Here is a 13,273-nt window from a genome sequence, read left to right as displayed (position 1 = left end):
TAAAGTCATTTTTTAATTTATCAGCGTCGATTTTAATAAAAACCTAAAACTGCGCTGATAATGTCTTATCTTTCAATAAACCTACGTTTATTAAGAATATTTGTGAGAGTATAAATATATGGTGCCATTTGATTTTTCGAACTTATCTCCTCAAGTGGTTTGGCAGCATTTTCAAACACTTTGCATTATTCCTCGTCCTTCAAAGCATGAACAGCAGCTTCGTGAATTTTTACAAAACTGGGCCGAAAGTCGAAATTTAGAAACTTACGTAGATGAAGTGGGGAATTTGATTATTCGTAAGAATGCGACTCTGGGTAAAGAACATGTGTCTGGCGTTATTCTGCAAGGCCATTTAGATATGGTCACTCAAGCCAATACTGGCACAGTACACGACTTCTTTAAAGACCCGATCCAGCCAGTCCTCGAAGATGGCTGGTTAATTGCTAAAGATACTACTTTAGGTGCTGATAATGGCATTGGGGTAGCATTAGCTTTGGCAGTTTTAGACTCAAATGATATTGCTCATGGGCCAATTGAAGTTCTTCTAACAGTTGATGAAGAAGCAGGGATGAGTGGTGCGCGACTTTTACAGGCAGGGGTACTAAAAGGGAAGTGGCTATTTAATATTGATACAGAAGAGTGGGGCGAGTTGTATCTCGGATGTGCTGGTAGTATTGATATTGAAGTTGAGCAACCGCTTAATTATGAACCAATTCCTGAAAATTTGAATATTGTTAATATTCAGGTGGCTGGTCTTAAAGGTGGCCACTCTGGCGTAGATATCCATTTAGGACGTGGTAATGCCAACGTTATGCTGGCCCGTTTTTTAAATCAGCATTTAGCGAAGCTTGGTGGACGGCTTGTTGAGTTTATAGGTGGTACAGCTCGTAATGCTTTACCTCGCGAAGCTGTAGCAACCATTGCCATTTCATCTAACCAATTGCCTGAATTAGAACAATTACTCACTGAATATCAAACAGCATGGACAAAACAGCTACAAGGTATTGATGACAATCTGCAATTAACTATTCAGCCTAATAGTGCTGAAGTGACCGAAGTGATTGCTCAACAACCGCAAAATGAATGGTTGCAAGCTTTAGCAACAAGTCCTTATGGCGTTGCAAGTATGAGTCAGGTTCTATCAGATGTAGTTGAGACTTCAAATAATATTGGAGTGGTAAGACTAAATAGAGAAGGCGGAAAAGCTGTCTTAATGGTCCGCTCAATGGTGAACCAAGAAGCTCAAGACTTTGCAGAAAAAATTCAAAAACATTTCAGTCAATTTAATATCGGCTCTACACTTACGCCGTTAGTGTCGGGTTGGACACCAAATCCAGATTCAGCTGCTCTAAAGTGCTTACAGCAGGCCTATCAAAATGCATTTAATATTGAGCCAAATCTAAAAGTAATTCATGCAGGCTTAGAGTGTGGGATTATTGCCGAGCATTATCCACATTTACAAATGGTTTCTTTTGGACCGGATATTCAAGGTGCGCATGCACCGGGTGAACGAGTCAAAGTTGATACTGTAGAGAAATGCTGGAAGCTGTTGGTAACAGCTTTAGCATCTGTAGAGTAGTTTTTACAAATAAGAAGCTCAATTGTGAGCTTCTTAAACTTTTACATGAAAATGATGTGGATTTAACTCGACAAATTCGATTTCACAATCAATAAATTTTTCAATCATGGCTGCTTGAGTACGAGTATGTTCGCTAATACATTGTGCGGTGAATTCACCACCTTGACCTAAAGCTAAAGGCAGAAGCAATTGATCTGCCAAATACTCATCTACAACAGCCTGCGAAGATAAATATAGATTTACATCTTTTGCTAAATGTTCAGCTATTTGCTCTGCACTTTTGCGCATCTCACCTAAAGCTGTAAACAGTTGAGTGTGATATTGATGAGCAACTTTCACATAGACTGTATTGCCTTGGCTAATTCCATTTAAATGATATTGCTGCTGAGAGCTTAAGTTTAGTTTTTTACTTAATGTGGTTAATTCACGTTGTGCTATCTGTGCTTCTTCTGAAAGATTTAATACAGCTGCAAAGGCCTCATTACTTTGCAAAGCACCGCGATCTAATAAATTTAGCTTGTTTCGATGTTGCCATGGTTGAACGGTAACCTGAATTTCACCTGCACCAATTGGAAAGAAGCCGGCTTTACTTAATTTAAAATCTACGTTAATTCCAATTTGAGCTAGAGCAGGTAAAAAGCAGTGTTCAATAAAATCTGCTGTTGGTGCAAGGGGGTTATGTGTACCCCCTGAAATGGTGAGTTCAGTAGCTTCATTTTGTAATAACAAAACAGGTAGAAGCGTTTGTAAAACCAGTGTTGTACTACCCGCTGAACCGATTTGAAATTGATATTTACCACTTTGAACATGCTGAGGTGCGAAATATAAACGTTGGCTATGTAATTCAGCACCCTCTACATAAGCTTGGCTAATTTGTTGAGATGCTTGTACACAAACCAAATGTTGACGCATTAATCCTGGTTTTTTACGTCCTGCACGTATATTAATTAATTCAAATGCCTGACCTGTAATCATTGAAAGGGCAAGAGCAGTTCTTAAAATCTGTCCACCACCTTCACCTTGTGAACCATCAATTTGGATGGTTTTGGGCATATTTGCCAAAGCTTTATTCACTTCTGTTTTCCTTATTTTCTAATTTAATAAACATACTGTCAGTACATGGTAATGCGAAGTAACGTTTGACTTTGTTTTCGACAAAGGTTTACTAGGTGCATAGTGCTGAGTCTCATAAGTGAATATCGATGCACGACTCACATGCTGCCATAGCCGCCTGAATTATTTTCAATCCCTCAGATCGGAGTAACGCAGGATCTTGTACTCGCCCAGTATGTCCAAACTTTGATTGTGAAAATGATTTCACAAAATCTATTGTTTAATCGATTAGATCAATTTGCCAATTAGCAGCCTGAATTTTAACGTTTAAGTCACGGAGTTTTGCACTGATATCATCCGCCTGCTTTTGTAAGCTAGAAACAGGAATGACTTTCTTCCACTTAATTTCACGTGAGCTATAACGATCAGGTTCTCGATGTGTATTGGCAATCGCATCTATTAAAATCTTATGCTGTTCAGCATAACTATCACGCAAGCTTAATAGGGACAACAATACTTTGCCATCTTCCAGTTTTGCTTGTGCATTGGTCAAGTGAATACGACAAATCAATTGATTGCTTTCCTGAGTTAAAGCAAACACTTGTTTGATGAGTTCATTTGGATCTTCACTAGGTTCATCACCTTCTTGTACCAATACATTCGCATTGATTCGTTGTTTTAACGAAGCGAGCTTTTTTTGTTGATCGCTTCGAAGTAAAAGTGCTTCTGCGAGTTTCATATTTTATTTTCCTAAAAATTTATTCTTTAATCTGTTGAGCTGGCAAGTAGTAAGCAGCCTTTATTTTGCTCTGGTGAATAGATGGTTAAGCACCAATTACCCCACCATTCTCGGCCCGGTTCAAAATAATCATTCCATTCAGAACTTTCTTCCCGACCACTACCTGAATAACCAACCCAATCATATATTTCACAGTCTTTCTCCGTGAAAAGGCATAGCCGCAAGAAAGCTTGAAAGAATGCTACCTGATTAGAATGGGTAAGGGTTGTGCCATATGGTGGATCAATGATTGCCTCTAACAAACCCCAAAACCAATTATGTCTAGAAAATAAATTAGGTTTGTCCAAACGATCAAAACTTACAAGGCTGCGATCTAATTTTTTAGTGGTTAAAGTATTTAAGTCTAACGTTTTTTCTATTGCTAAACTTTCACAATTCAATAACATCTGTTGATGAATAGCTAGCGTATTCGAAGATTCTGTCTTATGTACGACATTAAACAAAAATACTTCAAATACGGCTTTTATGGCATCAAGATCAGATTGTAACTCTTTTGTCTTCAAATGATCTAATTTGACAAACATATGCTCACCTTCTGGGTATGGTAAATTATCTAGCCCTTAACACACACCACTTGTCTTAATGTATAAACCACTTCAACCAAATCGCTTTGTGCTTTCATTACATCTTCAATCGGTTTATATGCCGAAGGAATTTCATCAATAACAGCAGCATCTTTACGGCATTCCACACCTTCAGTTTGTGCAATCTGATCTTCAACAGTAAAACGTCTTTTTGCTTCAGTACGGCTCATAACACGACCTGCACCATGCGAACATGAACAGAAAGATTCCTGATTTCCAAGCCCACGGACAATAAACGACTTCGCTCCCATTGAGCCTGGAATAATTCCATATTCACCTAAACGCGCACGAACTGCACCTTTACGAGTGACCATCACTTCTTCACCGTAGTGTTCTTCCTTTTCCACATAGTTATGGTGACAGTTCACTGCTTCCAAACGTGCCTGAAAAGGCTTTGGTACAATAGTCGCCAAGGCTTTAATCGCAGATTGCATCATGATTTCTCGGTTCTTCATTGCAAAGCGTTGAGCCCAACCTACAGCAAACCAGTAATCATCAAAGTGTTCAGTTCCTTCTACTAGGTATGCTAAATCTTTATTTGGCAAATTAATGAAATGCTTCTCCATGTCTTTACGGGCAAGTTCGATAAAATGATTACCGATAGCATTTCCTACACCACGAGAACCTGAGTGCAACATAATCCAAACATGATCATGCTCATCTAAACAGATTTCGACAAAGTGGTTTCCCGTACCTAAAGTTCCCAAATGTTTGCGGTTGTTGGTGTTTTTTAAACGTGGGTGTTTTGCACAAATGTATTCAAAGTCTGCAACCAGATCGGTCCAAGCTTGATCTACCATTTCTGGTGGAGTTTCCCATGACCCGCGATCACGTCCGCGCTTAGTCATTCCATGTGGGATTAAACGTTCAAGTTCAGTACGTAGTGCATGTAAGTTATCTGGTAAATCTGAAGCAGTTAAGCTTGTACGAGTTGCCATCATTCCACAACCAATATCTACACCCACAGCTGCAGGAATAATTGCCCCTTTAGTTGGAATTACGCTACCAATAGTTGCTCCTAAACCGAAGTGTACATCTGGCATAACAGCCATCCATTTATAAATAAAAGGCATTTGAGCTGTTTGCAATAATTGTTGTTTTGAGTTGTCATCAACAAGCACGCCTTTAGTCCACATTTTGACTGGCATACTTTTTTCATTTTGCAGAACTTCATAAGAACGTTCTTGCTGCTTTTGTTCAAACTGAGCTTGTTGGTTAATTTCTTCAATGACAGACATTTTCTTTTCCTTTCAAAGCCTGCCTGCCAAGCGTTTGCAGGCAGGTGTTATTCACAATATCCGAATGATGTTGTGTGCTTTGTACTATTGCACTGAGTGTGCCAACTTTTTTAAAATAGTTAATTTAAATACAAGATATTGAAAATAATAGATAAAAATAATTTTAAACTATATCTAGTAAATTTTATTGGTGACTTTTAATGTTAAAAATATATCCATAAATATATTTAAATATCTTTTTGGATATATGTATTTAATTGGTCTTATAATTTTTTCGACTTTTAAAAGCTGTCCAGCTTCATTTAAAGTAAATTCATCAAAATCATTTGCTAAATAAAAATGACCTTTATAAAACTGGCGAACTTCTTCAGTAATAGCTTGCTGCCCAGCTTTATCCTGATGTCGGGGGCTAAAATGCGTCAGAATTAAATTACTTAAAGATTGCTGTTCTGCAAATTCAGCCACCATTTTTGCTGAGCTATGCATTGGACCTTTGCCGACTTTATCTAAAACCGTTTGTAAGTATGTAGACTCATGAATAAGGAGTTGGGCATCTTTGCAAGCGTCAGCTAATAGTTCTGGTTGGTCATTATCACCACCTATAATTGCATGAACTTGGTGATTTTGAATTTTGATAAAGTCTTGAGCTTTTAAAGTTTTTCCGTCAAATTTAACATCGTAGCCTCGTTTTAAATGGCCCCACATATCGCCTTGAGGTACGCCTAACTGGGTTAGAGCTTGGGTATCTAACTTCTTCTGAATCGATTTGATGTAAATGCTAAAAGCAAAACTTGGAACACGATGGCTTAGTGGATGTGCTTGAACAATGAATTCGTCAGTGATTTGTTGTGGCTGTGTTGCTTCATTTACATCAATAAATTGAAGGGAATATGGCAAATGTAAGTCTGTAAGCTGGGCAGTGATTTTAAACCATTGCTGAATTTCTTTCGGTGCAATCACGATTAAGGGCTTGCTACGGGCATTCATGCCTGCACTTGCCAATAAACCAACTAAACCATAACAATGGTCGCCGTGAACGTGTGTAATACAAATGGCAACTAGGTTTTGTAATGAAAGTTTGGCTTGTTGAACGCGGTGCTGTGTACCTTCGCCGGCATCAATTAAAATCCAGTCTTTATTTTTGCTGTTACGAACTGCTAATCCTGAAACATTACGTGTTAGGGTTGGTATACCTGAAGATGTGCCTAAAAAAGTAAAATGAAGCATATTCTTGGAATTTTTTGGTCAAATGCGTATTGTATATTATAGACACTTATAAAATTTTATAGAAATTATGGCGGATGCAAAGAAAACAGTCGTTATTGGCTTTGTCGGTTCTACACTTGATCAGGGGAGAAAGCCAGATAGATGGCAGCGTTGGCGTCCTACGATTAGCCTGTTAATGCATGAAGATTTGCTTGTAGATGAATTGGTGCTGTTACATGATCGACAACATCATAATTTAGTTAAATCTATAGCAGCAGATGCTAAAGAGATCTCTCCACAAACTGAAGTTTCTGGACATAAGGTAAGTATTAAAGATCCTTGGGATTTTGCTGAAGTTTATGGTGCACTCTATGACTTTGTAAAAACCTATCCGTTTGATGTCGAAAAAAATAACTATTTACTGCATATCACAACGGGAACGCATGTTGCTCAAATTTGTTGGTATTTATTGATAGATGCGCATTATTTACCAGCTCAACTTATCCAAAGTTCACCTAGTCAGCAAAAGACCTCAGAAGGTGAATATAGAATTATTGATCTGGATTTGTCTCGATACGATGTTTTAAAACAGCGATTCGATGATGAACAAAAACAAAATTGGCAACAACTTAAAGCAAATATTTCTACTCATAATAAAGCGTTTAATCAGCTTATTGAGGAAGTTGAATTAGTTGCAACCCGCTCTAGTGCGCCTATTTTAATAATGGGGGCAACAGGGGTTGGTAAGTCTCATTTAGCAAAACAAATTTTTCAGTTAAAGAAAGATAAATTTCAATTAAATGGTCGTTTTATTGATGTTAACTGTGCAACCTTACGTGGTGATAGTGCCATGTCAACTTTATTTGGTCATATAAAAGGTGCATTTACAGGAGCAGCAGCTTCTCGTGCTGGTTTATTAAAAAGTGCTGACCAAGGTATTTTATTTTTAGATGAAATTGGTGAATTGGGATTTGATGAACAAGCTATGCTGCTAAAAGCGCTAGAAGACAAAAGCTTTTTTCCCGTTGGAAGTGATAAAGAAATTCAAGTCGATTTTCAGCTAATAGCGGGTACTAACCGTGATTTGCGTAATGAGGTTCAAGCTGGCCGTTTTCGTGAAGATTTATGGGCTCGTTTGAATACGTGGACGTTCTTTTTGCCCAATTTAAAAGACCGTGTAGAAGATATTGCACCCAATATTGATTTTGAGCTACAGCGTTTTGCTGCAATTCATCAAAGACAATTACGTTTTCAACGTGATGCTTTAGAAACATATTTAAAGTTTGCTAAATCAGTAGATGCATCATGGCAAGGAAATTTTAGAGATTTAGCAGCGAGCGTAACTCGTTTGGCAACTTTATCGCAAGGTGAGTTAATTCGCCGTGAAGCTGTAGAAAAAGAAATTCAACGTCTAAAGCAGCTTTGGCTTATTCAGGATGAATCTTACAATGATAAAAATACAGATATTTTGTTGAGCTATTTGGATTCTGAACAAATAAAACAAATAGATGAATTTGATCAGATTCAATTACGAGGTGTACTCAAAGTCTGTGAAAATTCAAAATCAATGGCAGAGGCTGGGAGACAACTCTTTTCAGTATCTCGACAACAACGTAATACAACAAATGATAGCGACCGAGTAAAAAAATATTTGGCACGTTTTGGGTTAAGTTGGAATAATTTTCAATAATGACACGGCTTATAAAATGATGGACATACTCTCAAGTTATGCCCATCAAGTTACTGTTATTTCATGATAATAAAGCGTGTAATGATTTGACGAAGCTGTTTTAAATAACCTGTAAAGAAGTGGTTAGCGCCCGGCAAAATCGTAATTGGATGCTTCTGCGGTTTGGCCCATGCAATTGCATCTGAAAGTAAAGTAATATCATCTTGCTCACCATGAATGAGTAGAATATCACCTTGAATTTCAGGAGTTTTATAGTGACGTAAACCTACTACAGTAGCTGTTGGTAAACCACATAAAATTAACTGTACAGGTCGTAATTCAGGTGCAAGCTGTGCAAAGCATTTTGCTAAAACATGTGAGCCAAAGCTAAAACCGCCTGCATAAAATGGTAGGCCTTCATGAAGCTTACGAACGTGCTCAATTACAGCTAAGATATCTTCAGTTTCACCATGGCCTTCATCATGAATGCCTTCACTGCCCCCTAAACCACGGAAACTAGGACGATAAACAATACAACCATATTCATTAAAAATTTGGGTTAAAAGAGCAGGGACTTTATGTTGAGGAGTTCCACCTTGCAATGGGTGCGGATGGCAAACAACCGCAAAGCCTTTGATTTCACCTTCAGGGCGGTCAACGAAAAGTTCAATTTTACCTACTGGACCCTGGATGAAAGTTTGCTCAGACATATAAGAACCGCTAAATAACAATACGTAGTGCTATTTTACCGATAGTCGTCATTGAAAACACGAGTTAGCATTAAAAAATATCTACTGTTATAGTTGGTATTAAGAATAATTTTTTCAGGTTGTCTATGCTTGCTTTAATTTCTCCTGCAAAAACTTTAGATTATGAAACAGCGTTACCTACAGATGAGTTTACTCAGCCTCGCTTGTTAGAAAACTCAGCACAATTAATTGATGTTTGTCGCAAACTTTCTGCTTCGGAAATTGCGAGTTTAATGAGTGTGAGTGAGAAAATTGCCACATTAAATGCAGATCGATTTAGAGATTGGAATCCCGAATTTAATTTCTCAAATGCTCGCCAAGCAATCTATGCATTTAAAGGGGATGTTTACACCGGTTTAGATGCTTATCATTTAAAAGACAAAGATATTGATTTTGCACAGCAGCATTTGCGTATGCTCTCTGGTTTATATGGTTTATTGCGTCCTTTAGATTTAATGATGCCTTATCGTTTAGAGATGGGTACTAAATTAAAAAATACTCGCGGTCATAATTTGTATGAATTCTGGGGTGATATCATCACTAACCAAATTAATGAAGACTTGGCAGCAATTAAATCTGAATTGCTGGTAAATCTAGCTTCAGATGAATATTACAAGTCTGTCAATGAAAAGAAAATTAAGGCTGAAATTGTAAAGCCTGTTTTCCTTGACCAGAAAAATGGCAAATATAAAGTCATTAGTTTCTATGCGAAAAAAGCACGCGGTTTAATGGCTCGTTTTATGATTGAAAACCAATTAAATAAAGCTGAAGACATCAAAGCGTTTAATACCGAGGGTTATTACTTTGATGCTGATAACTCATCGGCAAAAGAGTTGGTATTTAAACGTGATGAGCAACAGGCTTAGTCTTACTCAACTTAAACTCTCGTAAGCGATGATTATCGTGAAGTGGCATGGATGCCACTGTTTCGCTGTATTACATGGATGTAATATCAGCGAAACAAAAGATTTTTGTTACTTTTCATCTTTGAAAAGTAAAATGCCTATACAAGTCGCATTAAAGTTAAAACGGCAGTTAAAGGCTGTATTCTCACAAGAAATGATTATTTAAAGAAATAACCTGTTTCTGGCGAGCTTGCATTTGCCATGCGTTTACGTGGCATACGACCTGCTAAAAATGCTTCACGTCCTGCTTCAACAGCTTTTTTCATTGCTGAAGCCATCAAAATAGGGTTTTGCGCAGCTGCAATCGCTGTATTCATCAATACACCATCACAACCGAGTTCCATCGCAATAGCAGCATCACTTGCTGTGCCAACACCTGCATCAACTAAAACTGGAACTTTCGCATTTTCTTTGATAATTGAAATGGTATGTGGATTTAAAATACCTAAACCTGAACCAATTAGACTACCTAAAGGCATAATCGCAACACAGCCCATACTTTCAAGTTCTTGAGCAATGATTGGGTCGTCAGAGGTATAGACCATAATCTCAAAACCATCATCAATCAAAGTACGGGCCGCTTTTAAGGTCTCGGTTACATTTGGATATAAGGTTTTTTCATCGCCCAAAACTTCAAGTTTTACTAGGTTGTGACCATCAAGTAACTCACGCGCTAACATGCAGGTACGTACTGCGCTATCAGCATCAAAACAACCTGCGGTATTTGGTAAAATTGTATATTTTTCTGGTGGAATGACAGACAGTAAATTCGGTTGATCTGGATTTTGTCCAATATTCACACGGCGGATTGCGACAGTTACGATTTCTGCACCACTGGCTTGAATAGCTAAATCCGTTTCATTTAAGTCTTTATATTTGCCAGTTCCGACCAATAAGCGAGATTGAAAAGAACGTGAACCAATAATGAGAGGGGTGTCTTGCATGGATAACTCCGACTTAGCCGCCGCCAACAGCGTGAATAATTTCGATACGGTCATGTTGAGCAATAGAAATTTGCTCTAATTTGCTTTTAGAAACGATTTGCTGGTTGTGCTCGACAGCAAAACGTTTTCCTTCAAGTGCCAACTCCTGAATAAGTTGCAACAGGTTTTGGCTAGGCGTGTCCGTTAATTCGCCATTTAAATAAATTTGCATGATCACATTCCGATTATTTTGCGTATTTGAAAGCATTCCAAGCCAAGATTAGCCATCCCGCAATCATTAAGGCTCCACCGATTGGCGTAATTGCACCTAATATTCGTGGTAAACCCAGCGCCATGATATAAAGCGAACCACAAAAGAATAGAATACCAATTTGGATAAGCAAGAAAGATAACTTGATTGGGAAATGAGGAAGAACCTTACTTAAAATACCAAGGGCTAGTAGGCCAAGCGCATGATAAAAAAAGTAGTCGGTTGCAGTTTGCCACCAAGCAAGTTGCTCAGGACCCGCGTGAGCTTTAAGACCATGTGCTCCAAAAGCACCCAACATGACTGCAAAAGCAAGATTAAGGGCTGAAATGGCGATCCACATAACAAAAAACGCAACTGAATAATGAAAGGCAACGTTAACATAGATTGGGTTGGCTAAACATAGCCAGATAAAACAAAAGGGCGATTCGCCCTTTTATTTTTAAATTTATTTTAGCTTGCTGACATGGCAGTTTTAATCTTTTCCATCGCATTCTTTTCAAGCTGACGAATACGTTCTGCCGAAACATTATATTCAGCTGCTAACTCGTGAAGAGTAGATTTATCATCATCTAACCAGCGGCGTTGTAAAATATTACGCGAACGGTCATCTAACTGGTCCATTGCATCATGCAAGGCTGAAGTGCTTTGCTCTTCCCAGTCTTCGTTCTCGACTAAACGGGCAGGGTCGTAGCGGTTATCTTCAAGATATAACGCAGGTGCTGTGTGTGGAGTATCGTCGTCGTCATCGCCTTGTGCTTCAAAAGCAGCATCATAAGCAGTTAAACGACCTTCCATTTCCAGAACTTGTTCTGGAGTTACATTTAAGTCATTAGCAATTGATTGAGCTTCTTCGAGCGTTAACTTTTTACTCGATTTTTTTAAACTACGTAAATTGAAAAATAATTTACGCTGAGCTTTTGTTGTTGCAATTTTGACGATACGCCAGTTGCGAATAACATATTCATGAATTTCTGCCTTAATCCAGTGGACGGCAAAAGATACTAGACGCACGCCCATATTTGGGTCGAAACGTTTCACGGCTTTCATTAAGCCTAAATTACCTTCTTGAATAAGGTCGCCTTGTGGTAGGCCATAACCTGCATAGCTGCGCGCAATATGAACGACAAAACGTAAATGCGACATTACCAGCATTTTTGCGGCATCAAGATCTTGGTCATAATAATAACGTTCAGCAAGTTCTTTTTCTTGCTCAGCCGTTAAAATAGGAATCTGATTGACAGTACTGATATATGCACCAAGGTTTACACCGGGCGCAGACAATGACAGGGGCATCAATTGATTGCTGCTGTCACTCATGAGTTCTCCTTATAGGATCAAATGGGATAACCAATAAATTCATCTTAATTTGAATCAGCTTCATAATTAAGGAAAATTGGGTAGAGAAATGTAAAATTTTATGCAATTTCTAATCTTTTAGTTTAGCAAAGAATTATTGAGTTTCAATTAAATAGTGAAATTCTCTTTCTGATATGTGTGTAGTTTGACACGTAAAATGATGTAAACCACAGTAACGAGTTACATCAATTTCACTATGAGGATCTGAAGATTTTAATAAAAATTGTTGTTTGCCTGACGCTTTTTTAAGTTCACGTTTTAGCATTAACAATGGCATTGGGCAGGGTTGTCCAAGGGCATTAATTTCAATGGGTGCTGTATTAGAAGAAGTATTGCTCATTCATCATCAAAACAACTAAAAAAAATATTCTAACAAATTTTTAATAAATACAGCATATTTTATGAAAGAAGATGCAGGGAATTTCTATAAAAAATATTGTAATAAGCTGTTTAAAAAAAGAACTAAAAATAGGGGAAATATTTGAAAAAAATTCTATTAATTGTCATAAACCCGTGTTAAGCTCGAACCGTTTTAGGATTTACCACACAATCAAATTGATTTAATAACCCTATAACAAATGGATGTAACCGGAAATTGTTGATAGTTTTACAGAATGATTACAAGCTTTAAGATTATAAATATTTTAAAACCTTGTTTGCTCTGCTGTTTGCAACACCGGAAGGTCCTTTTTTCAACATCTGAGGATTGACTTATGACAGCTCGTGAACAAGGCGTAGTAAAGTGGTTTAATGACACTAAAGGCTTTGGTTTTATTCAACGTAACGGCGGCGACGATGTATTCGTTCACTTCCGTGCGATCGTAGGTGACGGTCACCGTTCTCTACGTGATGGTCAACGTGTAGAATTTAGCGTTGTACAAGGTCAAAAAGGTTTTCAAGCTGAAAACGTTCAGCCTTTAGACTAAGACTAATTCATCTTT

14 protein-coding genes and 1 pseudogene are annotated in these 13,273 nt (G+C 37.9%); 4 read left to right on the top strand and 11 right to left on the bottom strand.

Annotation, left to right across the window (positions count from 1 at the left end):
* Positions 1-118 precede the first annotated feature (118 nt).
* A complete protein-coding gene (locus J655_RS08980; protein ID WP_032052277.1) occupies positions 119-1,579 on the top strand; it encodes an aminoacyl-histidine dipeptidase in 1,461 nt (486 codons plus the stop codon).
* Positions 1,580-1,612: 33 nt separating this feature from the next.
* Here J655_RS08980 and rtcA read toward each other — a convergent pair whose 3' ends face one another.
* The 5 genes and pseudogenes from rtcA to J655_RS08955 form a co-directional block, all read right to left on the bottom strand.
* On the bottom strand, positions 1,613-2,653 hold the full coding sequence (rtcA, locus tag J655_RS08975) for an RNA 3'-terminal phosphate cyclase (RefSeq protein WP_032042560.1): 1,041 nt from the start codon (positions 2,651-2,653) through the stop codon (positions 1,613-1,615).
* A 259-nt stretch (positions 2,654-2,912) separates the two neighbouring features.
* On the bottom strand, positions 2,913-3,371 hold the full coding sequence (locus J655_RS08970) for a DIP1984 family protein (RefSeq protein WP_005073494.1): 459 nt from the start codon (positions 3,369-3,371) through the stop codon (positions 2,913-2,915).
* A 26-nt stretch (positions 3,372-3,397) separates the two neighbouring features.
* Positions 3,398-3,955 carry a hypothetical protein gene (locus J655_RS08965; RefSeq protein ID WP_032052276.1) on the bottom strand — a complete coding sequence of 186 codons (558 nt, stop codon included), beginning with the start codon at positions 3,953-3,955 and terminating at the stop codon, positions 3,398-3,400.
* A 29-nt stretch (positions 3,956-3,984) separates the two neighbouring features.
* The gene (locus J655_RS08960) at positions 3,985-5,253 is read right to left on the bottom strand and encodes an RtcB family protein (protein ID WP_032005327.1); all 1,269 of its coding nucleotides are present in this window, start codon (positions 5,251-5,253) and stop codon (positions 3,985-3,987) included.
* Positions 5,254-5,526: 273 nt separating this feature from the next.
* Positions 5,527-6,480: pseudogene (locus J655_RS08955) on the bottom strand (ribonuclease Z); the annotation flags it as partial.
* Between the two features lie 67 nt (positions 6,481-6,547).
* Here J655_RS08955 and rtcR point away from each other — a divergent pair.
* Complete coding sequence (gene rtcR / locus J655_RS08950) at positions 6,548-8,149, top strand: RNA repair transcriptional activator RtcR (RefSeq protein ID WP_032005329.1); 1,602 nt, start codon at positions 6,548-6,550, stop codon at positions 8,147-8,149.
* Positions 8,150-8,205: 56 nt separating this feature from the next.
* On the opposite strand, the gene J655_RS08945 is transcribed toward rtcR, so the two are convergent.
* A complete protein-coding gene (locus tag J655_RS08945) occupies positions 8,206-8,838 on the bottom strand; it encodes an alpha/beta hydrolase (RefSeq protein WP_017386507.1) in 633 nt (210 codons plus the stop codon).
* A 125-nt stretch (positions 8,839-8,963) separates the two neighbouring features.
* Between J655_RS08945 and yaaA the strand changes: the two genes are divergently transcribed.
* Positions 8,964-9,743, top strand: a complete 780-nt coding sequence (gene yaaA, locus J655_RS08940; RefSeq protein WP_032005330.1) for a peroxide stress protein YaaA — start codon at positions 8,964-8,966, stop codon at positions 9,741-9,743.
* 197 nt (positions 9,744-9,940) lie between these two features.
* On the opposite strand, the gene J655_RS08935 is transcribed toward yaaA, so the two are convergent.
* From J655_RS08935 to J655_RS0104270, 5 genes are all read right to left on the bottom strand, one after another.
* Positions 9,941-10,726, bottom strand: a complete 786-nt coding sequence (locus J655_RS08935; RefSeq protein ID WP_001154366.1) for a thiazole synthase — start codon at positions 10,724-10,726, stop codon at positions 9,941-9,943.
* 13 nt (positions 10,727-10,739) lie between these two features.
* Positions 10,740-10,937, bottom strand: a complete 198-nt coding sequence (gene thiS / locus J655_RS08930) for a sulfur carrier protein ThiS (RefSeq protein WP_002115323.1) — start codon at positions 10,935-10,937, stop codon at positions 10,740-10,742.
* A gap of 13 nt (positions 10,938-10,950) precedes the next feature.
* Entirely contained in the window at positions 10,951-11,316 is a 366-nt protein-coding gene (locus J655_RS08925; protein WP_005068311.1) for a DUF423 domain-containing protein, read from the bottom strand.
* 110 nt (positions 11,317-11,426) lie between these two features.
* Positions 11,427-12,293: an RNA polymerase sigma factor RpoH gene (rpoH, locus tag J655_RS08920; RefSeq protein ID WP_002115267.1), complete on the bottom strand. Its 867-nt coding sequence runs from the start codon at positions 12,291-12,293 to the stop codon at positions 11,427-11,429.
* A 133-nt stretch (positions 12,294-12,426) separates the two neighbouring features.
* The gene (locus tag J655_RS0104270) at positions 12,427-12,672 is read right to left on the bottom strand and encodes a sulfurtransferase TusA family protein (RefSeq protein ID WP_005068314.1); all 246 of its coding nucleotides are present in this window, start codon (positions 12,670-12,672) and stop codon (positions 12,427-12,429) included.
* A gap of 373 nt (positions 12,673-13,045) precedes the next feature.
* Here J655_RS0104270 and J655_RS08915 point away from each other — a divergent pair, with 373 nt between their 5' ends.
* Positions 13,046-13,258, top strand: coding sequence for a cold-shock protein (locus J655_RS08915; RefSeq protein WP_000126912.1), 213 nt, complete (start codon positions 13,046-13,048; stop codon positions 13,256-13,258).
* Positions 13,259-13,273: the final 15 nt, after the last annotated feature.

Origin of the sequence: Acinetobacter sp. 1294243, assembly GCF_000588015.1 — a bacterium.
Taxonomy (GTDB): domain Bacteria; phylum Pseudomonadota; class Gammaproteobacteria; order Pseudomonadales; family Moraxellaceae; genus Acinetobacter; species Acinetobacter pittii.
This window is presented reverse-complemented; position numbering and strand designations above follow the sequence as displayed.

What these genes read in the sequence shown, in the direction of transcription:
- J655_RS08980 (WP_032052277.1), top strand. Translation starts at nt 119, where the DNA reads ATGGTGCCATTTGATTTTTCGAACTTATCTCCTCAAGTGGTTTGGCAG.
- J655_RS08970 (WP_005073494.1), bottom strand. Translation starts at nt 3,371, where the DNA reads ATGAAACTCGCAGAAGCACTTTTACTTCGAAGCGATCAACAAAAAAAG.
- J655_RS08965 (WP_032052276.1), bottom strand. Translation starts at nt 3,955, where the DNA reads ATGTTTGTCAAATTAGATCATTTGAAGACAAAAGAGTTACAATCTGAT.
- J655_RS08960 (WP_032005327.1), bottom strand. Translation starts at nt 5,253, where the DNA reads ATGTCTGTCATTGAAGAAATTAACCAACAAGCTCAGTTTGAACAAAAG.
- rtcR (WP_032005329.1), top strand. Translation starts at nt 6,548, where the DNA reads ATGGCGGATGCAAAGAAAACAGTCGTTATTGGCTTTGTCGGTTCTACA.
- J655_RS08945 (WP_017386507.1), bottom strand. Translation starts at nt 8,838, where the DNA reads ATGTCTGAGCAAACTTTCATCCAGGGTCCAGTAGGTAAAATTGAACTT.
- yaaA (WP_032005330.1), top strand. Translation starts at nt 8,964, where the DNA reads ATGCTTGCTTTAATTTCTCCTGCAAAAACTTTAGATTATGAAACAGCG.
- J655_RS08935 (WP_001154366.1), bottom strand. Translation starts at nt 10,726, where the DNA reads ATGCAAGACACCCCTCTCATTATTGGTTCACGTTCTTTTCAATCTCGC.
- thiS (WP_002115323.1), bottom strand. Translation starts at nt 10,937, where the DNA reads ATGCAAATTTATTTAAATGGCGAATTAACGGACACGCCTAGCCAAAAC.
- J655_RS08925 (WP_005068311.1), bottom strand. Translation starts at nt 11,316, where the DNA reads ATGTGGATCGCCATTTCAGCCCTTAATCTTGCTTTTGCAGTCATGTTG.
- rpoH (WP_002115267.1), bottom strand. Translation starts at nt 12,293, where the DNA reads ATGAGTGACAGCAGCAATCAATTGATGCCCCTGTCATTGTCTGCGCCC.
- J655_RS0104270 (WP_005068314.1), bottom strand. Translation starts at nt 12,672, where the DNA reads ATGAGCAATACTTCTTCTAATACAGCACCCATTGAAATTAATGCCCTT.
- J655_RS08915 (WP_000126912.1), top strand. Translation starts at nt 13,046, where the DNA reads ATGACAGCTCGTGAACAAGGCGTAGTAAAGTGGTTTAATGACACTAAA.